Annotated in this window: 19 protein-coding genes and 1 pseudogene; 10 read left to right on the forward strand and 10 right to left on the reverse strand. The window is 63.1% G+C overall.

Features of this window, described 5'->3' with window-relative positions; genetic code table 11:
- Positions 1-5 precede the first annotated feature (5 nt).
- The gene (gene rpiA / locus K5R33_RS06715; RefSeq protein ID WP_220748238.1) at positions 6-794 is read right to left on the reverse strand and encodes a ribose-5-phosphate isomerase RpiA; all 789 of its coding nucleotides are present in this window, start codon (positions 792-794) and stop codon (positions 6-8) included.
- A 32-nt stretch (positions 795-826) separates the two neighbouring features.
- The gene (locus K5R33_RS06720; protein WP_220748239.1) at positions 827-1,540 is read right to left on the reverse strand and encodes a thiamine diphosphokinase; all 714 of its coding nucleotides are present in this window, start codon (positions 1,538-1,540) and stop codon (positions 827-829) included.
- Between the two features lie 138 nt (positions 1,541-1,678).
- Between K5R33_RS06720 and K5R33_RS06725 the strand changes: the two genes are divergently transcribed.
- Positions 1,679-4,063, forward strand: coding sequence for a midas domain-containing protein (locus tag K5R33_RS06725; protein WP_444542929.1), 2,385 nt, complete (start codon positions 1,679-1,681; stop codon positions 4,061-4,063).
- Positions 4,064-4,651: 588 nt separating this feature from the next.
- Here K5R33_RS06725 and thyX read toward each other — a convergent pair.
- Entirely contained in the window at positions 4,652-5,569 is a 918-nt protein-coding gene (gene thyX / locus K5R33_RS06730; protein ID WP_220748241.1) for an FAD-dependent thymidylate synthase, read from the reverse strand.
- A gap of 744 nt (positions 5,570-6,313) precedes the next feature.
- Here thyX and K5R33_RS06735 point away from each other — a divergent pair.
- On the forward strand, positions 6,314-6,748 hold the full coding sequence (locus K5R33_RS06735; RefSeq protein ID WP_220748242.1) for a VOC family protein: 435 nt from the start codon (positions 6,314-6,316) through the stop codon (positions 6,746-6,748).
- Positions 6,749-6,965: 217 nt separating this feature from the next.
- Positions 6,966-7,448: a hypothetical protein gene (locus K5R33_RS06740; RefSeq protein ID WP_220748543.1), complete on the forward strand. Its 483-nt coding sequence runs from the start codon at positions 6,966-6,968 to the stop codon at positions 7,446-7,448.
- A 27-nt stretch (positions 7,449-7,475) separates the two neighbouring features.
- Here K5R33_RS06740 and K5R33_RS06745 read toward each other — a convergent pair whose 3' ends face one another.
- The gene (locus K5R33_RS06745; protein WP_220748243.1) at positions 7,476-7,835 is read right to left on the reverse strand and encodes an Mth938-like domain-containing protein; all 360 of its coding nucleotides are present in this window, start codon (positions 7,833-7,835) and stop codon (positions 7,476-7,478) included.
- Complete coding sequence (locus K5R33_RS06750; RefSeq protein ID WP_220748244.1) at positions 7,832-8,596, reverse strand: sulfite exporter TauE/SafE family protein; 765 nt, start codon at positions 8,594-8,596, stop codon at positions 7,832-7,834. The genes K5R33_RS06745 and K5R33_RS06750 overlap by 4 nt, the downstream gene beginning before the upstream one ends.
- A 141-nt stretch (positions 8,597-8,737) precedes the next feature.
- Here K5R33_RS06750 and K5R33_RS06755 point away from each other — a divergent pair, with 141 nt between their 5' ends.
- Positions 8,738-9,241 carry a hypothetical protein gene (locus K5R33_RS06755; RefSeq protein ID WP_220748245.1) on the forward strand — a complete coding sequence of 168 codons (504 nt, stop codon included), beginning with the start codon at positions 8,738-8,740 and terminating at the stop codon, positions 9,239-9,241.
- A 10-nt stretch (positions 9,242-9,251) separates the two neighbouring features.
- Here K5R33_RS06755 and secF read toward each other — a convergent pair whose 3' ends face one another.
- The 3 genes from secF to yajC are packed head-to-tail and all read right to left on the reverse strand — an operon-like array spanning position 9,252 to position 12,209.
- Positions 9,252-10,217 (reverse strand): protein translocase subunit SecF, encoded by a 966-nt coding sequence (gene secF / locus K5R33_RS06760; protein ID WP_220748246.1) that lies wholly within the window; start codon positions 10,215-10,217, stop codon positions 9,252-9,254.
- 3 nt (positions 10,218-10,220) lie between these two features.
- The gene (gene secD, locus K5R33_RS06765) at positions 10,221-11,885 is read right to left on the reverse strand and encodes a protein translocase subunit SecD (RefSeq protein ID WP_220748247.1); all 1,665 of its coding nucleotides are present in this window, start codon (positions 11,883-11,885) and stop codon (positions 10,221-10,223) included.
- Positions 11,886-11,888: 3 nt separating this feature from the next.
- Complete coding sequence (yajC, locus tag K5R33_RS06770; RefSeq protein WP_220748248.1) at positions 11,889-12,209, reverse strand: preprotein translocase subunit YajC; 321 nt, start codon at positions 12,207-12,209, stop codon at positions 11,889-11,891.
- Between the two features lie 160 nt (positions 12,210-12,369).
- Between yajC and serS the strand changes: the two genes are divergently transcribed.
- Entirely contained in the window at positions 12,370-13,662 is a 1,293-nt protein-coding gene (serS, locus tag K5R33_RS06775) for a serine--tRNA ligase (protein WP_220748249.1), read from the forward strand.
- Between the two features lie 398 nt (positions 13,663-14,060).
- Here serS and K5R33_RS06780 read toward each other — a convergent pair whose 3' ends face one another.
- A complete protein-coding gene (locus K5R33_RS06780; RefSeq protein WP_220748250.1) occupies positions 14,061-14,759 on the reverse strand; it encodes an HAD family hydrolase in 699 nt (232 codons plus the stop codon).
- 126 nt (positions 14,760-14,885) lie between these two features.
- Here K5R33_RS06780 and clpS point away from each other — a divergent pair, with 126 nt between their 5' ends.
- From clpS to K5R33_RS06805, 5 genes are all read left to right on the forward strand, one after another.
- Positions 14,886-15,209 (forward strand): ATP-dependent Clp protease adapter ClpS, encoded by a 324-nt coding sequence (clpS, locus tag K5R33_RS06785; protein ID WP_255576242.1) that lies wholly within the window; start codon positions 14,886-14,888, stop codon positions 15,207-15,209.
- A 21-nt stretch (positions 15,210-15,230) separates the two neighbouring features.
- Positions 15,231-16,214: a class I SAM-dependent methyltransferase gene (locus K5R33_RS06790; protein WP_220748252.1), complete on the forward strand. Its 984-nt coding sequence runs from the start codon at positions 15,231-15,233 to the stop codon at positions 16,212-16,214.
- Positions 16,211-17,023 carry an SDR family NAD(P)-dependent oxidoreductase gene (locus tag K5R33_RS06795; RefSeq protein ID WP_220748253.1) on the forward strand — a complete coding sequence of 271 codons (813 nt, stop codon included), beginning with the start codon at positions 16,211-16,213 and terminating at the stop codon, positions 17,021-17,023. The genes K5R33_RS06790 and K5R33_RS06795 overlap by 4 nt, the downstream gene beginning before the upstream one ends.
- 1,456 nt (positions 17,024-18,479) lie before the next feature.
- Positions 18,480-20,102, forward strand: coding sequence for a peptide chain release factor 3 (locus K5R33_RS06800; RefSeq protein WP_220748520.1), 1,623 nt, complete (start codon positions 18,480-18,482; stop codon positions 20,100-20,102).
- Between the two features lie 46 nt (positions 20,103-20,148).
- Complete coding sequence (locus tag K5R33_RS06805) at positions 20,149-20,526, forward strand: hypothetical protein (RefSeq protein WP_220748254.1); 378 nt, start codon at positions 20,149-20,151, stop codon at positions 20,524-20,526.
- Positions 20,527-20,637: 111 nt separating this feature from the next.
- Here the strand turns inward: K5R33_RS06805 and K5R33_RS06810 are convergent.
- Positions 20,638-21,954, reverse strand: a pseudogene (locus K5R33_RS06810) (esterase-like activity of phytase family protein).
- Positions 21,955-22,189 lie beyond the last annotated feature (235 nt).

The raw sequence follows: 22,189 nt of genomic DNA on the forward strand, positions 1-22,189 counted from the left end.
GTGGTTTACTCCGACACTCTGACGAAGATGTTATCGTCGTCCTGCATATCGACCTGTTCGGTCACCACGGTCCCGTTGTTGATGTCCCGGACCTCGACCGATCCATCAGAGGCACCGACCACCACCACATCGCAAATATCTAGGAACAACCCATTCTCCACGACGCCCGGCATCTGGTTGAGGACCAGGCTGAGCTGTCGCGGGTTCCCGATACGCCGCAGGTGCAGGTCCAGGATCAAATTGCCCTCGTCAGTGCGATAGGGGGCGTCGCGGTTGAGCCGCAGCGTCACCGACCGCCCTCCCACATCCATACCGATCAGGCTTTCCTCAATCAGGGCCTTGGTCGTCTGCCAGCCAAAGGGGATCACCTCCACCGGGAGCGGGAAGGCGCCAAGGGTGTCGACATTCTTGGACGCATCGGTGATCACGACCATCATATCGGACGCGGTCGCGACGATCTTTTCCTGCAACAAAGCGCCGCCGCCGCCTTTGATCAGGTTCAGATCGGGGTCGAATTCATCCGCCCCGTCAATGGTCAGGTCCAGCCATTTCACGTCTTCCAGCGAGGCGATGGGCACGCCGACCTCGCGGGCAAGGTGGGCTGTGCGCGTCGAGGTGGGCACGCCCGTGATGCGAAAGCCATCCTCGCGCACCATCTCGCCAAGGCAGCGGACCATCCATGCGGCGGTCGAGCCCGTTCCCAAGCCAATCCGCATCCCGTCTTCGACATAGTCCAGTGCCCGACGCGCCGAGACGTATTTCGCCATGTCGATAGGGTTCAGTCGTGATGGCATCCGCTGGGTCCTCCTGACGCTCCGCCCCGTCGTTATAGGACGTCGGACGACACCGGGCGAGGGTCGATTTTAAGCCCGTGCAGCATCGCCTCTAAGTTGTCGGAGGCCAAGATCAACGCAACCGGCCCCCCCTCCATGTCTATGGTCACCTCTGGCGCAACACTGCGATTCGAGGTACCGACCTGCCCCGCTGGCTCAAACACCAGGCCATCCACGGGCCAGCGTAGCCCCAGACTTCGCCCACGCGCCTGCCCGAGCGGCCAGAGCGACACGCGACTGCCTATCGGGATGTCCAAAGTGACGCGGCGCGGCAGCAGACAGAGGCAATCCACCTCACCCAGCAAAATCACCTGTGGGCACGCCGGACGGCGGGCCATTTCGCTGAGGCACGCGAGGAAATGGTCCACCCGCCGACCAAGAAACCCAACGCCGATCACCCAAGGCGCCTCGCTCGTGCGCAGCGCTTTGGCAAAATCCGTGCTGTCTTGCTCCGCGATATGGTGGGTCACCTCCGCGAAGGCCGTGCGCGCCTCCGCAGACGCGCTATCGAGGTCCCCAACCAACCGATCAGGGACGATATCCTGCGCCAGAAGGTCATTCGCCCCTCCATCAACGGCCACTATGCGCGGAGCAAGCGTTAAGGCTCTGGCAAGGACACCCGTGCTAACCCCCGCCCCACCGACCAGCGTTTCCGGAGTTTGGCGATCCGCTGAACCTGGGCCATTATGAGGAAGGGAACTTGGCATTGACGTCGATTCTGGCAAAAATCCGTCTCGGAATTCGTCAAATGGTCCCGAACTGGGCACGATTTGACTCGAATCGTTTTGTTTCTTCGGATGCGAAGTGAAACAGTTTTTCGGTCCGAGAAGGAAGTGGTGACAACCATGGTGCCTGCAAACAAGATACTGACGGTCGCTTACGGAACCTTTTCGTGCACGCTCGAAGGGTTCGACGATCCGTTCTCCACAATGACGGACATCGCGGAGTACTTCCGCGATCTGGCAGCCCAAGACCGCTATTTTGGGGCGGAGCCACCAACGCCCGACATGGCGATGCTCCGTCAGATTGCCGAGGCGAAGACCCAGTCCGCGGTGGAGGCCGAGGGCGACGACAGTGGCGTCCGCCTGCGCCCCGCTGCGGCAACCCCAGCCGCGCCAGACGTGATCGCGCAACCCATCGAAAGCGACGCCGAGCCCGTTGCTGATCCGGTTGTCGACGCAGCCGTTGCAGTAACAGACGAAGACGTTCCGGCGGAGGTGGCCACGCAGGTGGACGAAGCGGATCTCCCTGTTGGCGAGGCGGCATCAGATGAACTGCCGGCGGTCCCGGATGTGGGCGTTGCGGAGGTCTCGCCCGAAATAGAGGCTGCGGCCGAGGGCGATGCCCCTGCCGAAGACACCGCACTTGATCAAAGCGCCGCGGCGAAACTCGCACGGATCCGCAATGCGGTGGCCGAAGAGGAAGCGTTTTCCTCGCCTTACTCCGAAGATCAGCATGCCGAGGACGAGGGTCTGATCGAACGGCTCCAGGACACGTTGGAGGCATCCTTCGAGACAGCCGAAGAGACAATCGCGACGGTGAACCTGACTGACGCGAGCGACGATATCGAGGGTGACGCTGAGCTACAGGCGGACGGCTCCGCAGACGAAGATGCGGACGAACTCCTTCGGGTTGGCGATGCAGTCGCGGACAGCGGTGCCGCTGAAGTCTCCATGGATGCGGCGGTTGCGGCGGTTGCGGCTGAGCCTACGCCGAAGAACACAGTCGAAACACTGGCTCAGGCCGTCGCTCACACGGCGCGTCGCCGGTCGGACCAAGACGAAGCCAGCATACCCGCCGAATCCGCCAAGATCGAAGAACAATCCAACGATGGATCGGAGGATGTCACAGTCGGTTCGGACGATGTGCCAGCCAAAGACGCAAGCAGTGAACGCCCTCGCCGCCGCATCCGCGTTCGCAAAGTTCGTCGCGCCGCGGCTGCCGCAGAGGCCGCCGCCGAAGCCGCTGCATCTCTTGCCGCTGACAGACCTGCACCGACGGCACCTTCGGCTCCGGACGGTGCGATGAGCGCAGATCAGCCGCCGCAAAACGTACCAAGCCAAGACACTGCCGAAGCTGCGGCCGTGGACGCGTCCGCTCCTGCTGCCTCCGACGGCCCCACCGCGTCCGACCTGAACCTCGGCGATGACGAAGAGGCCGACCTGATGGCCGAATTGGCCGCGATTGAAGCGGAACTCGGACGGGATGCGACGGGCGCCAACGTCGAAGACGACATCGACGAGGTTCTCGCGCCCGCCGCGGCCAGCGCCTCGATGGGCGATGACGACCTGATGGCCGAACTGGCCGCGATCCGAGCCGTGGAAGAACTGGATGACACCCCCGCAGAGGCCCCTGCTCCAGCACCGTCATTCGATGCGCCCGACGACGACGAGACGGCCCACGTCGACGAAAAGGACGCGGTGACAGAACCGGCAACGGATGCGGAGGCCGAGCCCACAGATGCGGCTTTCGAAGAGGTGCAGACCGCTGTCGAGGACGCCGGTGAAGAAACGCCAGCGGCGGCGACCGATGCGGACCCCGAGGACCTTGAGAGGTTGTTCGCGGCCACCGACAGCCGTTTGTCCGGCGAAGACACCTCTCGCCGCCACGCCAACATCTCGCACCTCAAGGCGGCCGTCGCCGCACGTCGCGCCGATGACACGATGGAAACGGTCAAGGTCGATGACTCGGGCGCCTATCGTGCCGACTTGGCCAGCACGGTCCGTCCGCGGCGCGCCACGAAGTCTGAAGAGCCTGTCAAAACCGCGCGACCGGAACGGAACGCTCCACTGGTGCTCGTGTCGGAGCAACGGATTGCGGAGGCGGCACAGGCCCCACAGGAAGCTCCCGCACCGGTGGCGCCCCGTCGGGCCCCGCGCGTCGCTGACATGGACCGCGAGATCGAAGCCAAAGCACCCCCCCGGCGCCAGACGCCAGACATGGGCGACGACTTTGAGCAATTCGCACAGGACGTGGGGGCGACTGACCTCGCGGATGTCTTGGAAGCGGCTGCCGTTTACTCCGCGACCGTTATGGGAGAAGACAAGTTCTCCCGCCCCCGGCTGTTGCACCTGGCGGCTGAGGCCGTGGACGATCTGAGCCGAGAGGACGGTCTGCGCGGGTTCGGCCAACTCCTTCGGGAAGGTACTCTGCGGAAAGTGAGCCGCGGGACGTTCACGTTGGGCACGGACTCACGGTTCCGTCGCCAGGCGGAGCGACGGGTGGGATAGTGTCGCCCCAATGAATGCATACGGGCCTGCGAGATCTACTCGCAGGCCCGTATGCACTCCATAGCCGAGACGGTCAGCAAGAGACCTCGGATCAATTCGAACGCACTGGCAAAGATGCACATAGGTGTCCGATTGCACGAAAGTGTCGCGGGGGTTTGCGTCGAAGACGCTACATCGTCGTTCGCTGCGGCAAGCAACAAACGTCACGACGTACTTAACCAGATGCGTGCACGCTTGGCGCAGTACACTGCGGGAAAGCGGTGCGGCGGACAACGGGCGTAGGGCTTAGCGTTACCGACGTTTCACCCTTTATCCCCAGAGTGACGAACCGCACCAAACGCGGCACCGTGTCTTGTGCTGGTCAGCCCGCTCCGTCTTTTAACGATGGTTACCTTTGACCAAACGGCGCGGTGCTCCGGAGCGTGACACTGCGACCGCCCAGAAGCCACTCAAGCAGTTCTATCTGACCGAACAGCACGTAAAGACGGCCCATCAGGGACAGCGGTCCCGGTTCAAAGCGTATCCCGTGAGCGCATTCGTTGGTTTCGCAACCGAAACGCGGATCACGTGACCAGGGCTGCCAGGATGTCAGGCTTCACCCGCGCGCACGACGTCCATGAACTCTCTCCATTCGCCCTTGCTCATACCCGAGGTCTCTTGTGTGACCTCCTGCCCGGCGAGCATGCGGCGAACGCAGTCGACCCCGCGCGCGGAGAGCTGCGCGCCGCCAAGGCGATAGTCCTCGAACGCCGAATAGGCAAAGGGAACCCAATCCTTAACGATTTGGCAAAGAGTCTCAGCGTAGACCCTTATCTCCATCTGGGCGTGGGCGTCGGCGCGCAGGCGGAGGAAATGAAACAGATTATGGAGGTCCACCTTCCAGTACCACTGCGTGTAAATGTTGGCAGGCAGGTTCATCCGGGCCAGTTCCCGCGCAAGACCCTGCTGGCCATCCTGGGAGATCATCGCTTCGTAATGGTCGTAGGCCCGGGTGCTGTCGTCGCGCAACCAGTCGAGAACGCGCTGGGCCTCGTCACCAGTAAGTGCTTCGCCCCGCCCTTGGTTGTTCACAACGGACTGTGCCGCCAGATCGTCGGGCGCGGGGATGTAGAATTCGCGATCCAAGATCGAGTAGCGGGCGGAGTATTCATTCACGTTTGCCGTGCGATGGCGGATCCATTGGCGTGCGACAAATACCGGCAGCTTCACATGCAGCTTGATCTCGCACATCTCGAACGGGGTCGAGTGCCAGTGCCGCATCAGATACCGGATAAGCCCCTCATCATTGGAGACCGCCTTGGTGCCACGTCCGTAGCTGACCCGCGCCGCCTGCGTGATGGCAGAGTCGTCGCCCATGTAGTCGATGACGCGAATGAACCCGTGATCGAGTACAGGATGCGCGGTGTAGAGATGTGACTCTATCCCTGGAACAGTTGCGCGCCGGGTTTCGTTGGACCGAGCGCGTTGGGCATCGATCTCGGCCTGTTGGGCAGGAGTCAGGGGCATAGGGCCTCGGAGTGTGGGATTCGCGGTTGGCCACATGTTGGACCGTTCAAGCGGGTGGGTGCAACATCTGGTCGGGCTGCGGTGTGGGAGATCACGCAGTCCCTGATCTTTCGAACGAAACGTGCGTACCTTCCGAGAAACCAGAAGGTCAGGTCGAACAGACTTGGTATTCGGGTGTTGGGAAGGTCCTTGGCTAAACGCCTGCCGCATCCAAGCATGTTGATGCATGCCCGTTGACGCGCGAAGACCCAGACACCGAGGTTCTTTATCCAATCTCGTGTTGGACCCGAGTCCGTTCGCTTGAGTTCCACCGTTCCAAAGCGCCCACCGCTATTAGGAAAACGCTGCTTGGAGATGACCAACGCCTAGTAGTCGAATACCTATGACACATTCACGCAACGGGACGATGGCCGTTAAGCGCAGGGTCGCGGGCGTTAATCCGCCGGGATGGAACTCTTGGACCAAAATAGCGTTCTTGGCGTCCGCTGGTGGAGAAATGGATTACGATCGGTCCAAGGGCTGCAGGATTGCGCACGGACCGCTTAGCGTGACGCAAATCTGACTTAGCCCCGGCCCACCAAATCGAAGGATCAAGTCACTCTCCAGCCGGGCGAAAACGTGACGTCGACCGAGCGGCGCACATGGGTCGCGGTCCTCTGGCGGGCAGCCATCGCGATGGCGGGGCCAGGGTTGAGGTGCCCCAAGGCGACGCTAGTGTCCCGCATAGCACCTAAGGAGAAACAGATGCCCATCACCTACCTCCACACCATGGTCCGCGTGAAAGACTTGGATGCCTCCCTCGCCTTCTACAAAATGTTGGGCTTGGTGGAACGGCGCCGGTCCGAGAACGAGCGGGGTCGGTTCACACTCGTATTCCTCTGCCCACCGGATCAGGCCGATGGGCACGCAGATGTTGAACTGACGTACAATTGGGATGGGGACGACGCGCTGCCGGCGGACAGTCGTCATTTCGGGCATCTGGCCTATACGGTGGATGACATCTACGAGACTTGCCAGATGCTCATGGACAATGGCGTCACGATCAACCGGCCGCCGCGCGACGGGCACATGGCGTTCGTCCGGTCCCCTGATAACATTTCGATAGAGCTTTTGCAGAAGGGGGATGCCAAGCCTGCGCAGGAGCCCTGGGCGAGCATGGAGAACACCGGCCATTGGTGACGGGCGAAAGGTTAACAGACTAAGCTGCCAAGCACGTGTCGGCGTCCTTCGCTAGACCTCAGGCGAGCGGTCCGGAGATCTGACCCCGAGGCGACAAGACTACCTCCAAATTGGTTCGATTGTTCACGGGATTGGGTGTCAGGGGCGCAGTCCCTGCCCCATTTGCGCCACATGTTCCGCCGACATAGGGATCCGTGCTAATCGAAAGGGTCTCCCTATGGTCCGAGCTTTCCTGCGTGACGAAGCGGGCGCTGTCACCGTGGACTGGGTCGTGTTGACGGCGGCGGTGACCGGCTTGGTTCTGGCGACAATGGGCCTGATGGGTGAGACTCTGCAAACCCAGGTGAACCGGATTGATGACCGGTTGAACGCACCGTCGATCATCGCACGGATCCAAGGCGGCTTTGGCTATACTCCACATGACGGGGCGCAGTACGACAGCTTGATGACGTCCATGTCGCAGCTGTCCTCGACCGACTTGGCGCAAATCGCGGCCTACTCGAATGCCCTAAACGACCAAATCACCGATACCACGGACGCGGAAATCGTTGGTCAGGTCGCGGATTTCAGCGCTGCAGTCGACGTGGCTTACCTGAACGCTGGCGGTGTCAGGGACACGGGGACAACATTTGACGAGACCGAACTGACGCGCATCAGCAGCGACATGGGATACGATCCAAGCGCGCTTACGGGCGGGTAACCGGGCACGAGCGGTGGGCGACCCGCGCTAGGACAGGAGCGGCAGAACAGCGGCTGCGACGCGGCGGCCTTCGCCCACAAGCACATTGTAGGTGCGGCAGGCGGCTGGTGTGTTCATGACCTCCAAGCCCAGTCCCGCGCCTTCTACGGCGGCGCGCAAATCCGCCGGGACGTGGGCGATATCTGGGCCCGTTCCGACAAACACCACATCGACCACACCGGCCAAACCCACCAATGCGTCGGCGTCGCCATAGCCCTGCCAAGGCATCATCCCGCCAGGGTGGAGGATCAGCCCCCCTTGGACCACCTCCCCACCGATACGGAAGAAGCCTGGACCGTAGCCGTCAAACGGACGGGCGTCGTCAAAGGTCACTTCGGTCAGGTTCATGGCAAGCTCCAGATCGGCAGGGTCGTCAGGGCGACGGTGGCGATGATGACGTAGGCGGCAGCCCTGTAAGGCCCCTCCCGTTTCGGATCGAAGAGGCGGGCGCCGACCAAGTTGGCGGTCAGATAGGGCAAGATGAGTAAAGCGCCAAGGGCCAGAGGCGCCACCTGCAACTGACCTTGGAGCGCCAGGACCGTCAGTAAGATGACATCCCAAAGCACCAGATAGACCAGGATATTCGCCCGAATGACCGCGACTGGCAGCGGCGCCGCCATATAGGTCAGGATGACCGGCGGGCCCGACAGGCCCGTCACTCCGCCGAGAAAGCCAGACAGTGCCCCGCTCACCCCGATCACACCGGGCCCAAGCCCGCCCCGCCAGCGCCATCCCGCAAGCAGCAGGCCCACGGTCGCAAAACAGACGCCGGACACCAACCAGCGGAACCCGTCTTGCCCCACGATGTCCAACAGCCAAAGCCCAGGCAGCAGGAACAGGGCGGCCACGGCACCCAGGGCCAACACCTGGCGCGGCGTGCCATCACGCAGGGCGCGGGGGACCGTCGGTAGCGGCCCAAGCATGTCCATGACCGTGAGGGTGATCAGAACCCAGATGGGGGGCAGAACGCTCGCGGCTAGGGGGATGTAAATCAGCGCCGATCCAAAGCCGGAAAAGCCACGGACAAACCCCGCAAGGGCTGCCGCGCCACACAGGAGGAGGACTCCTGCAAAATCCAAACCTGTCTGCTCTAGGATGTCAGCGGGCACCGCGACGCTCAGAAACAAATGCAGTGATCTGATTTAATCTGTCGCGCATCGGTGATCCTCATTCCCCATTTGCGCCCATCCTCCGCCGCAGTCTTGCGCCATACCGCTCGGGTCTGACCCGTGTACACGAGACCTGAGCCGATGCCCAAGTTCTTACCCTTCCTCCGTTCCGAAGATGGTGCCGTGACCGTCGACTACGTGGTCCTGCTGTCCGTAGCAGCGGCGGCGGCGGCGGCAACTGCAGGCGCGCTGAGCGAGGGCGTCAGCGACGTGAACCGCGCTGTCGAAACGCAAATGGGCACCCAAGGCATGGTTGGCGAAACCTGGGCCACTGCGATGGCCAATTACACCCCCTACGACGAGCCAACCTATAGTCAGCTTTACGCCGGCTTCAGCAGCCTCGAAAACCCGGACCTGGACGTTCTTGAAGGCATGGTAAATGTCCTCGTTGAGCAGATGACGCCCGAAGCTAGCACCGACGAAGAATATGGGATGCTCAACGACATGACGTTTTCCATCGGGCGCGTCTATGCGGACCGCGTCCGGGCACGACCGGGACAGACCGAATATGATGAGGCCAGTGTGGCCCCCATCCTGGCGGATCTCGGCTGGGACCAGGGCCTCGTCGCGGTGAACGGGCCCTGACCGAACAACATCACGCCTCGGAGGATCCCGATTGCGTGCCCGCCTTTGACGGCGACTGGGGATCGCGGTCCACGCCCAACAGCAGCACGACGTTCTTCGCCACATAGACGGACGAGTAGGTTCCGACGATTACGCCCCAGAGGATCGCGAAGACGAACCCACGGATGACATCCCCGCCCAGGACGATCAGCGCGATCAGCGCCAAAAGTGTCGTGCCGGAGGTCATCAACGTCCGGCTGAGCGTTTCGTTGACCGACCGGTTCATAACCTCGATCAGCGGCGTTTTCTTAAACTTGATCAAGTTCTCCCGCAGGCGGTCGAAGATCACCACAGTGTCGTTGATCGAATAGCCCAACACCGTCAGCAACGCCGCGATGGTCGCCTGATCGAACCGGATCTGAAGCAAGCTAAAGATGCCGATGGTCAGGATAATGTCATGGACCAGGGCCGCGACCGCGCCCACGGCGAACTGCCATTCGAACCGCAACCAGATATAGACCAGCATGGCCCCGATAGCCGCCGCCAAGGCGATGATCGCCGTCGTGATCAACTCACCCGAGACCTTGGGCCCGACGGATTCCACCGACGCAAAGGTCAGGGAGGGATCGAGGGCCGTCAGCGCGCCCTGCACCAAAGATATCACCTCCGGCGAGACGGAGCCGGTGCCGTCCTGCGCTTGAATCCGGACCTGTGCCACGTTTTGGTCTGCGGCGAAGGTGGGATCGAAGACTTCGGTGATGGTCACATCCCCAAGCCCCAGGGGCGACAGCGCATCGCGATACGCCCCCACATCGACCGCTTGCACGCTCTCCGTGCGGATCGTTGTCCCCCCCAGGAAATCGATCCCGAAGTTCAGACCCAACACCAGCCAAGCCACCAGGGACAGCACGATGGCCACCACCGATGCGCCCAGCGTGAACTTCCGGTAGCGCATGAAATCCCAGGCGGTGTCCTGGGGGACGAGACGCAGACGCATGGCTCAGACCTCGATCGTTTTGGGGCGACGGCGTTCGAACCAGAACACGATCAGCAGGCGGGTGACGAAAATCGCCGTGAACACCGACGTCAGGATGCCGATACCCAGGGTGACGGCAAACCCGCGCACCGGGCCAGAGCCGAGCGTGAACAGGATCACAGCGACGATGAACGTGGTGATATTGGCGTCAATAATGGCCGACAGGGCCTTTTCGTACCCCAACTCGATGGCGCGGGCTGGACCACGGGCGGTTTTCAATTCTTCTCGGATCCGCTCGAACACCAGGACGTTGGCGTCCACGGCCATACCGATGGTCAAAACAATCCCCGCGATGCCCGGCAACGTCAACGTACCGCCAATCAACGACAGAACCCCAAAGATCAGCGCAACGTTGATGCCCAGCGCGACGGTCGCGAAGGCGCCAAACAACCCGTAGCTGAGCACCATGAAGACAACGACGGCGGCCATCGCCACGAGCGAGGCAATCTGGCCCGCATCAATGCTGTCTTGGCCCAACTCAGGCCCGATGGTGCGTTCTTCCAGGAACACCATCTCGGCGGGCAAGGCCCCCGCGCGCAGCAGGATCGACAAGCGATTGGCCTCCTCCACGCCGAAGTTGCCGGTAATCTGGCCCGAACCGCCGGTGATGGCATCCCGGATGACGGGGTCGGTGACGACCTCTTCGTCCAAGACAATTGCGAAGGGCGATCCGATGTTTTCAGCCGTGTAGACCCCGAATTTACGGGCACCCGAGGGGTTGAACCGGAATGTGACGGCGGGCAGCCCGTTCTGGTCAAACCCCGGCTGGCTGTCGACCAGATCATCGCCCGTCACCACGGGCGAGCGCTCCAGCAGGACGTACCGCAGCGGCTCATCCATGGTGGGGTGCACCAATTGATCGGCGTCTGGGCGCGTGTCTGCTGCGACGGAACTCTGGATCACGGGGTGGAAGGTCAGGCGCGCGGTGGTGCCGATCAGCTCCTTCAACTCCTGAGCGGAGCCGATGCCCGGCACCTGGATCAAGATCCGATCCGTCCCCTGACGCTGGATTGTCGGCTCTCGGGTGCCAGCCTCATCGACGCGGCGGCGGATGATTTCCAGCGATTGCTGCATCGTGCGGTCGTCGGTGGCGGCGCGCTCGGCCTCTGACAGGGTGACCGTCAGAATGTCGCCAGCGCCCGAGACATCAATGTCGGTCTGGCCCACGCCTGACAGCGACACGATGGGTTGGGCAATGGCGCGCACGGTATTGACCGCAACCTGCATCCCCTCGGGGTTCGAAATGCGCACGCGCAAGGCGTCGGGCGCGCTGTCCTGGCGGCGGATGGTGCCCACCTGATCGCGCACGCCGCGCAGCGCGTCGCGCACCTCGGGCCAATACCCGTCGATGCGACCGGCATAGACATCCTGCAACTGAACCTCGGCCAACAGGTGCGCACCACCGCGCAGATCCAGCCCCAGGTTCACAAGGCCCGACGGCAAAAACTCCGGCCAACCGGCCAATGCTTCGGTTAATTCGGGGGTCTCGATCGCGCCCCGCTCAATGGCGGTGATCGCATCGTTGTGCCGCTCTACCGGGCCATAAAACAGGTTCGGCGCGGCCAGCGACAGGCCGATCACGCAAACCAGAAGGATCGACAGACGCTTCCAGAGCGCGATCTGAAGCATGGGTCAGCCCGCCGGTTCGGTCTTGGACACGACCTGGGCGATGGTCGACCGCACGACGCGGACCTTGACGCCTTCGGCAATCTCGACCTCCAGCTCGCCGTCTTCCTTGACCTTGGAGACCTTCCCGATCAGCCCGCCTTGGGTGATGACCTGATCGCCCCGGCGCAGGGCCTCGACCATGGCTTTATGCTCTTTGACCTTCTTCTGCTGGGGCCGGATCAGCAAGAAATACATGATCGCAAATATCAGAATGAGCGGAATGAATTGGCCAAATCCAGCCATCGCGTCACCGGCGGATTGGGCGTAAGCGGGGGTTGCGAACATATGTAGTCCCTGTCGTGTTTCTTGGGTCGGGTCAGCCTGCCCAATGTCGGGCGCGACCCTAATGTCGGCAAATGGGGGGTGCAAGGGCGCGCGGCAAGCCCTGGCCCCAAGACCGCACACGGGGTAAGGGGGCGCTGGACGCAGACGAAGGACAGGTCCCATGCACGATATTCGCACGATCCGTGACACCCCAGAGGCATTTGACGCCGCCCTGGCGCGCCGGGGCCTGTCGCCGATGTCGTCCGATCTGTTGGCCCTGGACAGCGCCCGCCGCGCCTGCATCACCGCGGCCGAGGCCGCCCTGGCAGAGCGTAATGCCGCCTCCAAACAGGTGGGCGCCGCAAAGGCCAAAGGTGACGAGGCCGAGTTTGAACGCTTGCGCGCCCTCGTTGCTGACAAAAAAGCCGAGATTGCGCGCCTAGAGGACGAGGCCCGCGACAAGGACGCCGCCCTGCGCGACGCGCTGCTGGGGATCCCGAACCTGCCGGATGCAGACGTGCCCGATGGCGCGGATGAGGCTGACAACGTCGAGATCGACCGCTGGGGCACGCCTCGCGCATTTGACTTCAAACCGGTGGAGCATTTCGAGATCCCAGGCGTCGTGCCCGGCATGGATTTCGAGACGGCAGCAAAGCTATCGGGGTCCCGCTTCGTGCTGTTGCGCGGCGCCATCGCGCGGGTCCATCGCGCGCTGGCGCAGTTCATGCTGGACACGCACACGGGCGAGAACGGGCTGGTGGAACATATGACCCCCGTTTTGGTCCGCGATGATGCGATGCTGGGCACCGATAAGCTGCCGAAGTTCGGCGACGACAGCTTTTTGACGCGGGAAGGCTATTGGCTGATCCCCACGTCCGAGGTGACGCTGACCTATTCGGTCGCGGGCGATGTCCTGGACGAGGCCACCCTGCCCCGCCGGATGACGGCCCACACGCTCTGTTTCCGGTCTGAGGCCGGGTCGGCGGGCCGCGACACGGCGGGGATGCTGCGCCAACACCAGTTTGAAAAGGTGGAAATGGTCTCGGTCACGCACCCCGACCACAGCCGCGCCGAACTGGATCGCATGACGCGCTGCGCCGAGGGCATCCTGGAAGCGCTGGGCCTGCCTTACCGCACGGTCGTGCTCTGCACCGGGGACATGGGCTTTGGCGCACGGCGCACCCACGACATCGAGGTCTGGCTGCCGGGGCAGAATACCTACCGCGAGATTTCCTCCTGTTCGACAACCGGCGATTTCCAAGCCCGTCGCATGAACGCACGCTTCAAACCCGCGGGCGGCGGCAAGCCGGAGTTCGTCCACACGCTCAATGGCTCCGGCCTCGCCGTTGGGCGGTGCCTGATTGCCGTCCTTGAGAACGGTCAGCAAGCGGATGGGTCGGTGGTTCTGCCGGAGGTTTTGGGCCCCTGGCTGGGGGGCAAACTGACCATTACCGCAGGTGGCGTGCTCGCCTGAGGGCGCACCCAGGGGGGAGGCCGGGGGACGCCCCCCGGACCCCCGACGGGGCCGCTCGACCACGATTTGGGCTTATCGACCGAAGATACCGGTGTTTGGGGGCTTTGCCCCCGTCGCCCAACGGCGACTCCCCCGCATATTTGGGGAACATCGAATGGGGGGCGAGGGTAGTGCTTTGGGACCGTGCTGGAGTGGTGAGGGCCAATAGAGTCAGTGGACGCGCTTTTGCGGGCGGGTCAACCCCAGGTCGTCCGGCGTTACGAGGGTTCTTGGCTTAAAGCCTTGGATTCTTAGACATTGTCTCGGGGACGGGCGTTCTTCTGACGTTGGCAGGGCCAGTGTGGAGCGCGCTTTGGTTCGGTGGGGCGTGCCCTAAGACGCCCCTTCCCACCGACCACCTAGAGAGACGTGAGAAGGCTCGGAAGATCGGCTAGGGTCTCAATCCGTCGGTATCGGGAGGCAGACAGGGGCGCGGGCGCGGCCTCTAGCGCCCATTCGATCTCCGAAGGACAGAAAACGCCCCAGGCCCCCGCCTCCAAGGCCGGAATGACATCGGACTTCAGGGAATTCCCGACCATAAGGCCCCGCGCCGCGCCATCCCCGTGAACATCGAAGGCCCGGGTATAGGTTTGCGATACCTTGTCGCTCACGATCTCAATACCATCGAAGAGATCGCCGAGCCCGCTTTCGGCCAGCTTGCGCTCTTGATCCAAAAGATCACCCTTGGTGATGAGAACGAGCCGATGGGTTTGTGCCAAACTCCGCACGGTGTCTTCGGCGCCGGGAAGCAAGTCGATCGGGTGGCGCAACATCTCCCGCCCCTCATCGAGCAAGCGCGAAATCGTGGACGCGGGCACGCGCCCCTCCGTCACCTCGATTGCCGTTTCGACCATGGACAACACGAAGCCCTTCACGCCAAAGCCGTAGTGACCCAGGTTGCGACGTTCCGCGGCCAATAGCCGCTCCATCAAGTGATCGGGATCCGCATGGTCACGCAGCAAATCGGCGAACCGGTCCTGTGTCAGCCGAAAATAGGTCTCGGTGTGCCAAAGCGTGTCATCGGCATCGAAGGCGATAGTGGTGACCCCATCCGGCATCGGCGACAGACCCTCTTCCCTAGGCACGGTAATGGGCCTATATGAAGCGGTCTCAAGTCATCAACCGCTAACGCTCGGATCTCGCCCATGCGCCGCACGGATCAAGACGCTTTCGACATCACCCTCATGGTCGACACCCCAGACGGCGGGGATGGCGACACCTCGGTCGCAACGAAGGTGAAGCCGAAGACAGCTAAACCCCCATTGTATAAGGTGATGCTGCTGAACGACGACTACACCCCGATGGAGTTTGTCGTCATGGTCCTGGAACGGTTCTTCGGGATCGGCCACAGCCAGGCGGTCGAGATCATGTTGACGGTCCACAAAAAGGGTTTGGCCGTCGTGGGTGTCTTCAGCCACGAGATCGCGGAGACCAAGGTGGCCCAGGTGATGGATTACGCCCGGCGCAACCAGCATCCCCTCCAGTGTACGATGGAGAAGGAGGAGTAGGCCTCCTCCGACCCGGCCCCCATGTCATCCCGTCTATCCCTCGCCTTGGCGAGCGGGGTCGTTGCCCTGCCAGAGCGTGGTCGCGTCCTGCTGCTGCGTCCCCCGGCGGACATCGATCTGAGCGGTCTGCCCTCGGATGAGGTGATCGCCGTCCATGGCTTCAAACCCGACCACGATGCCCTTGCCAGCCGTGGACTCCCCATGGCGTCCGAAATCGATGGACCAGCGGAGGCGGCCGTTGTCTTCGCCACGCGGGCCAAGGCACTCACCCATGACCTCTTGGCCCAAGCAGCGGCAGCTGTTGGTGCGGGCGGGCCGATCATCGTGGATGGGGCCAAGGCCGACGGCATCGACTCCTTGCTGAAACGGCTGCGGGGGATCACCCAAGTCGGTGAGGTCTTTTCCAAGGCCCATGGCAAGTGTTTCCAGATCACGGCACCCCAAACGCTGCCAGACGATTGGCGTGCCCTGCCCCGTGATGTGGATGGCTTTCGCACGGCGCCAGGTGTGTTTTCTGCCGATGGCGTGGATCCAGGCTCGGCCTTACTGGTCGCCCATCTGGACGCACTCTCGGGTCGGGTTTGTGACTTGGGGGCCGGTTGGGGCTATCTCTCGTCACACATCCTGGCGCAGAGCGCGGTTACGGAGGTGACCCTGGTCGAGGCCGAGGCCCTGGCGCTGGACTGTGCGCGGGTCAATGTGGCCGACCCCCGCGCCCGATTCCATTGGGCCGATGCCACCCGGTGGGAGGGCGGGCCTTACGATGCCGTGGTCATGAACCCACCCTTCCACACGGGGCGCAAAGCCGACCCGGCATTGGGTCGGTCCTTTGTGCAGGTCGCCTCGCGCCTGCTCACGCCACGGGGACGGTTGATCATGGTAGCGAACCGCCACCTGCCCTACGAAGCCACTCTGGCAGAGAGCTTTGGAGACACCATGGTCCGCGCCGACCAAGGGGGCTACAAAGTCATCGAGGCCACTCGTCCCAAGCGGAGACCCACATGACCTTGAGCATTGCTGGTAAGACTGCGATCGTAACCGGGGCGGCCAATGGCGTGGGACTGGCCATCGCCCGCCATTTCGTCAACCAGGGCGCCAACGTCATGTTCGCGGACCGCGACGAGGATCGGCTTGAGGCGGAAATTGGTGAGGCCAAGAACGCCGAGGCAGGGGCGATCCGCTACTTTGCCGGGGATCTCCGGGAAAGACTGACGGTCGCCAACCTGTTGTCGGCCACCATTGATGCCTTTGACCGGGTGGACATTCTGGTCAATGCCTCGCGCCAGATCATGGTGACGGATCCGCTCGACACCGAAGACACCAGCGTCAGCACTCTGTTGGAGCAAAACCTGATGACGCCCCTTCGCCTGAGCCAGGCCGTGGCCAAGCGGATGATCCATCAGGCAGAGGAAGACAAACGCACCGAGGGGATCATCGGGTCTATCGTCAACGTGGGGTCCATCGCCGGGCGGCGGACCCAGCCCGAGTTGCTGGCCTACTCCATCAGCGCCGCCGCCCTAGACCAGGCCACACGGTCCTTAGCAGTGTCCCTCGCCGCCCAGCGCATCCGTGTGAACGGGCTCGCCGTGGGGTCGGTGATGTCCGCCAATCTCATGTCGCGGCTGAGCGAGGACGGCGGCTTGCGACAGCAGATTGTCGATGCCACGCCCATGGGGCGCATCGCCGGTCCCAACGAGTTGGCCGAGACCGTACAGTATTTGGCGTCAGAGGCGTCGGCCTTCATGATCGGGCAGATCGTGACCGTCGACGGAGGCCGCACCTTGATCGACCCCGTCGTCGAGCCGACCCATTAGGGCGCGACTGCCGCTTCTTTTGACGCCTTTCGCGTCTCGGTTTACGGACGGCGCTCCATGCGTGTGATGCGTGCGTCGCTGGCGAGATTTCGATGACCACGGAAACGGACCACGACAGACCTGGCCGGGTACAGGACATCGCACGCGCTATGACATAGACACGCGCAAAACTCGGGTCGCGCATAGCGGGTCGACCGATGCTCCCCGCGCCATTTCCGCAGCGTGACCTGCTTTGAAGGGACTTTGCGTCCAGCCATCCTGCGACCGGCACACCTCGAGTCAGGCGAAGCAGACCAACAATGCGTAAAAACAGCCCAGTGCACCTGCTACCGCACAGCCTACCGAACAACCGATACGAGACGACGCACCGTGAACCGAGCGCGGTACCATGCTCTGTAGCGGCTCTCAAGACCAGTCACCGAGACGCGGAGGCGCCTGTTCAGATCCAGTCGTCGCTGCGTCAACACACCGTCGCGGCTTCGACTGAGGGCTGCCTGCGGCTCGGCTAAGCCACATGCCCGCTGCCGACTAGCCTTCCAAAAACTCATCGATGCGCATTCACACTTACGCCGAATGGGACAACCAAAGCCTCGACGGAAGTCGCGCAGGTCGTGTAGTTTAGCGATTTCCATCCCGACCGGTCAATCCAGCACACTCTGACGAAGCAGTTCGTTCTGACCGAGACCATCAAGTTCCGCCTGTCGGTCCCTCAGTCACTTGGACCCAGGCAAAAGCCACGATCAAAGGGACAGGTCGCAAGGGTTGGCATGCCAAATCCGCCAAACACTGCGAAACCCCGGCCCTTGAGTGCAAATCGGTCTCCGTTTTGCCGCCCTGCTCAACATGACGTTGCATCTTAGTGAGCGCCAAGCATTGCCGCCAAAGCCCTGCGGTCGGCCTCTGACATTAAACCTATCAGAGGCATCGCATCCAGCACCACCTTTCACCGCTTACGCGCGTCAGGACAAACCTGCCGAGAATCAATGCATGTACGGCGCTCTCCGCGCCCCGACCGCGCTATATCTCTCAGTCGAGTCCAAGACCGCAGGGACCGCACGCCCGCAGGACACGAGCCAAACGATACGTGGCCCCGGCCAACCCATTCGAGGCCCAGCACCGGACCGAAAATCGCTCTCGACCGCCCATCGCTCACGCAGCTGGTGTCACACCAAGCCAAAACCCAATCGTCAAAACCGCCCGGGCCGCCGCGTGACCCGCCCGCCTGACGGCGCCGCGCGACCCCGCGACACCGCAGTCGCCACCTGAACGACGGTCCATTCAATCGCGCGCGCCTGATACCGAAATGGACCCATCTCATCCTCCAACACAACCCTACCGCCCCAGCCTAGGCACCGTCCCCAAACATCCCGTTAACGCCCAAGACCAGCCGGATCGTCCCGCCATAAGACCACAGCCCGTGATTGCGGGCGGCCCACAGCCCGCCTATATCCGCGCCATGCTGGACGCGCCCCAAACCAACCGCCCCGACCTGCCGCCTGAAATCGGGCGTCGCCGGACCTTTGCCATCATCAGTCACCCCGACGCGGGCAAGACCACACTGACGGAGAAGTTCCTGCTGTACGGTGGCGCGATCCAAATGGCGGGCCAAGTCCGCGCCAAGGGCGAGGCGCGGCGCACCCGGTCCGACTTCATGAAGATGGAGCAGGATCGCGGGATCTCCGTCTCTGCCTCGGCCATGTCCTTCGACTTTCATAAGGGGGACCGGGAATACCGCTTCAACCTGGTGGATACGCCCGGCCATTCGGATTTCTCCGAAGACACCTACCGCACGCTGACGGCGGTGGATGCCGCCGTGATGGTGATCGATGGGGCCAAGGGTGTGGAGAGCCAGACGCAGAAGCTGTTCGAGGTCTGCCGGATGCGCGACCTGCCGATCCTGACCTTCTGTAACAAGATGGACCGCGAAAGCCGCGACACCTTCGAGATCATCGACGAGATCCAGGAAAACCTGGCCATCGACGTCACCCCCGCCTCTTGGCCCATTGGCGTGGGGCGCGATTTCATCGGCTGCTACGACGTGCTCCACGACCGGTTGGAACTGATGGACCGGGCCGACCGGAACAAAGTCGCCGAAACCGTGTCGATCAGCGGGTTGGACGACCCGAAACTGGCCGAACATGTGCCGGCCGACCTGCTGGAAAAACTGCGCGAAGACCTGGAAATGGCGCGCGAGTTGCTCCCCCCCATGGACCCCGCCGCCTTCCTCGAAGGGTCGCTGACGCCCATCTGGTTCGGTAGCGCCATCAACTCCTTCGGGGTACAGGAACTCATGTCCGGCATCGCGGAATTCGGGCCGGAGCCGCAGCCCCAACGCGCCGAACCCCGCCAGGTATCGGCGGACGAAAAGAAGGTCGCGGGCTTTGTCTTCAAGGTTCAGGCCAACATGGACCCCAAGCACCGCGACCGCGTGGCGTTTGTCCGCCTCGCCTCGGGCCATTTCGAACGGGGCATGAAGCTGACCCATGTGCGCTCGAAAAAGCCCATGGCGATCTCAAACCCCGTCCTCTTCCTAGCCGCCGACCGCGAATTGGCCGAGGAAGCCTGGGCGGGCGACATCATTGGCATCCCAAACCACGGGCAGTTGCGCATCGGGGATGCGCTGACCGAGGGCGAGGCGCTGCGCTTCACCGGCATCCCTAGCTTCGCGCCCGAACTGCTGCAAGGCGTGCGCGCGGGCGACCCCATGAAGGCCAAGCACCTGGAAAAGGCGCTGATGCAATTCGCCGAGGAAGGCGCGGCCAAAGTGTTCAAGCCCGCCATCGGCTCGGGTTTTATCGTGGGCGTTGTGGGCGCGCTCCAATTCGAAGTGCTCGCCAGCCGGATTGAGTTGGAATACGGCCTGCCCGTCCGCTTCGACGCGTCGCAGTTCACCTCTGCCCGCTGGGTGTCTGGCCCCAAGGACGCGGTGGATGCCGTTATCGCCAAGAACGGCCAGCACATCGCCCATGACAACGACGGCGATCCCGTCTTCCTGACGCGCCTGCAATGGGACATCGACCGGATTGAACGCGACCACCCCGACGTCACGCTCAGCGCGACCAAGGAGATGATGGTGTGATCCCGACGATGGCTGACGGACGCGACCGGGCTTCCGTGTCGGCCCAATGCTCATGATCCCCCGCGCGCTTGTGGCGGAGGCGCTTGGCCTGCCAGAGGGGACCGACGCGCTGCCCCCGGGGGACCTGCCCATGGACCGTTTCCTGGCGCGCTACATGGCGTATCTGGGCACCGTTGACGCGTCGACCGAGACGCCAGACGCTTGGACCGGCGCCCTGATGGACAGCCTGATCGCCCACCACCCGGACCTCGCGCTGTCGGCGCTTCGGTCTGGCGCAGCGTTGGACGGCGCGGATGTCTTGATCGACCCCCTGTTAGACCTTTCAGCTGCGCCGAACATGGCCGCAGCCATCGCCGAGGCCGCCGATATGGACGAGGCCTTCGCGGTGCTCGTGGCCCGCGCCCAGGACACGGACGCAGACTGACGCGCGCCAGCCAGCGCGCGCCCTTGGTCCGACGAGCGGGCCGCAATCGTCCCCATCACACCGAGACGACCAGCGCAGGCAGCGGTTTGCCCCAATTGCCCGCCGCAGGCTTTAGTCGGCCAGCAATTCAGGCACGTACAGACGGATCATCTCATTGTTGTCCGCCATGTTCAGACGCCGTCCCGCCGAAAACGGCAGGTTGTTATCATTGCCCACCACAATGTGGTCTGCCCCGTCGCGAATGACGCTCTCGATGGTGACGAAAGGAAACGTGAACCGGTCTTCGGCCACCTCGCCATCCGTGGGCAAACGCGCCACCCCGTCGGGATCCGCGATATCCATCAGATCAATTTGCCGCAACCGCGCAACGAAACCCTCCGCGTCGATCTGCGCGGTGTCGATCACGGTCACGCGCTTGACCCGAGCGGGGAGACGGAAACATCCCTCCGTCTCGCCCTCCGCGCAGGCGAGGCTAGGGTCGCCCTGCCCGCCGTCCCGTTCAATCACCAAGGCACGGGTGTCATCGATAAAGTTGAAGTCGCCAATCGCGACCGCGCCTTCGGTAAGGGCAAACTTGAAGCTTTCGCCCGTCTAATCCCGCGCCACCGGGTCAAAGGCCAGCACGCGCAAAAACGCCCCCTCAGGCGCGCCGTCCTCGGCCATCAACGGCTTTTCCAGCATCGCCCAAAGGCGGTCGCCTGCAGGCGCCAGCGCCATTCCCTCATAGCCGCCGGAGCGGGGGACGGTGAAATCGACGCCTGCAACCGCCCCGGCCCGGACCCGCGGATGGTCGGGCGAGCGAAGCTCCTTTTCCTCGAAGATCGTGGGGTACAACCCGGTGATCCGACCCTCCAACGTGGCCGACAACAGGTACGGCCCGAACTCTTCGCCGATCCAGACGGTGTCGCCCACGATCTGCAGGCTCTCTAAATCGAAATCGCCACCGGTCAGATACCGCGCGGCGCTATCATCATAGGACAGACGGAAAGGCACGACCCGGTCTGGATCACGGAGCCAGATCCGGTCTAGCACGTCGACGACGCCTGTCTCGAAATCAGGCGCCAGGCGCACAAAACTCAACATCGCGTCGGGGCTGTTGACCTTGGAGCCAAAGCCATTGTCGATCAGCCCGTAAATCGCGCCATCCTTGGCTCGATCCGCCGCGTAGGCAGAGATCCCCTGGAACGGCTGCCCGACCATCGGCAGGTTCACCCCGGTCGGCCGCCGCCAGGAGCCGGGGACGTCGTTCCGCCCGCTGGGCATAGTGAACTTGCCCGAAACCCAAAGGTCCCGGGGCGCATCCGCAGGTGGCGCGGCCATGGTATGGGCGGGCACATAGGCGTGACCCGCCAGAGTTGCTGGCACCATGTCTTGGGCGTGCAAAGCGGTGGAGCCGAACAGCAAGAGGCAAAGCATTGAGCGGAGCATGGCGTATCCTTCCGGTACGGGCGTGTGACCGGATTAACCTGCCCTCCAGATGCAACGCCTCGGCGACGGTCCGACAACGGCTGCGTGACGGGGGCTTCCAGGGGACACACCCCGTTCGGGCGGGTCATCAAACCGTCAGCCCCCGGACGCGGCGCGACGATCGAAAGTCCCTCCCAAATCGCCCGCGTAGGACGGCACCAAAGTGCAAAATGGCCCCAGATTGACCCGCCGCGGT

The organism is Jannaschia pagri (assembly GCF_019655435.1).
GTDB classification, from domain to species: Bacteria; Pseudomonadota; Alphaproteobacteria; order Rhodobacterales; family Rhodobacteraceae; genus Jannaschia; species Jannaschia pagri.

Excerpts from the sequence above, each read along its gene's own strand:
- K5R33_RS06725 (WP_444542929.1), top strand. The coding sequence starts at position 1,679 with ATGGTGCCTGCAAACAAGATACTGACGGTCGCTTACGGAACCTTTTCG.
- serS (WP_220748249.1), top strand. The coding sequence starts at position 12,370 with ATGCACGATATTCGCACGATCCGTGACACCCCAGAGGCATTTGACGCC.
- K5R33_RS06805 (WP_220748254.1), top strand. The coding sequence starts at position 20,149 with ATGCTCATGATCCCCCGCGCGCTTGTGGCGGAGGCGCTTGGCCTGCCA.
- K5R33_RS06795 (WP_220748253.1), top strand. The coding sequence starts at position 16,211 with ATGACCTTGAGCATTGCTGGTAAGACTGCGATCGTAACCGGGGCGGCC.
- clpS (WP_255576242.1), top strand. The coding sequence starts at position 14,886 with ATGGTCGACACCCCAGACGGCGGGGATGGCGACACCTCGGTCGCAACG.
- K5R33_RS06735 (WP_220748242.1), top strand. The coding sequence starts at position 6,314 with ATGCCCATCACCTACCTCCACACCATGGTCCGCGTGAAAGACTTGGAT.
- rpiA (WP_220748238.1), bottom strand. The coding sequence starts at position 794 with ATGCCATCACGACTGAACCCTATCGACATGGCGAAATACGTCTCGGCG.
- K5R33_RS06755 (WP_220748245.1), top strand. The coding sequence starts at position 8,738 with ATGCCCAAGTTCTTACCCTTCCTCCGTTCCGAAGATGGTGCCGTGACC.
- K5R33_RS06790 (WP_220748252.1), top strand. The coding sequence starts at position 15,231 with ATGTCATCCCGTCTATCCCTCGCCTTGGCGAGCGGGGTCGTTGCCCTG.
- secF (WP_220748246.1), bottom strand. The coding sequence starts at position 10,217 with ATGCGTCTGCGTCTCGTCCCCCAGGACACCGCCTGGGATTTCATGCGC.
- K5R33_RS06800 (WP_220748520.1), top strand. The coding sequence starts at position 18,480 with ATGCTGGACGCGCCCCAAACCAACCGCCCCGACCTGCCGCCTGAAATC.
- K5R33_RS06740 (WP_220748543.1), top strand. The coding sequence starts at position 6,966 with ATGGTCCGAGCTTTCCTGCGTGACGAAGCGGGCGCTGTCACCGTGGAC.
- secD (WP_220748247.1), bottom strand. The coding sequence starts at position 11,885 with ATGCTTCAGATCGCGCTCTGGAAGCGTCTGTCGATCCTTCTGGTTTGC.
- K5R33_RS06720 (WP_220748239.1), bottom strand. The coding sequence starts at position 1,540 with ATGCCAAGTTCCCTTCCTCATAATGGCCCAGGTTCAGCGGATCGCCAA.
- K5R33_RS06745 (WP_220748243.1), bottom strand. The coding sequence starts at position 7,835 with ATGAACCTGACCGAAGTGACCTTTGACGACGCCCGTCCGTTTGACGGC.
- K5R33_RS06780 (WP_220748250.1), bottom strand. The coding sequence starts at position 14,759 with ATGCCGGATGGGGTCACCACTATCGCCTTCGATGCCGATGACACGCTT.
- yajC (WP_220748248.1), bottom strand. The coding sequence starts at position 12,209 with ATGTTCGCAACCCCCGCTTACGCCCAATCCGCCGGTGACGCGATGGCT.
- thyX (WP_220748241.1), bottom strand. The coding sequence starts at position 5,569 with ATGCCCCTGACTCCTGCCCAACAGGCCGAGATCGATGCCCAACGCGCT.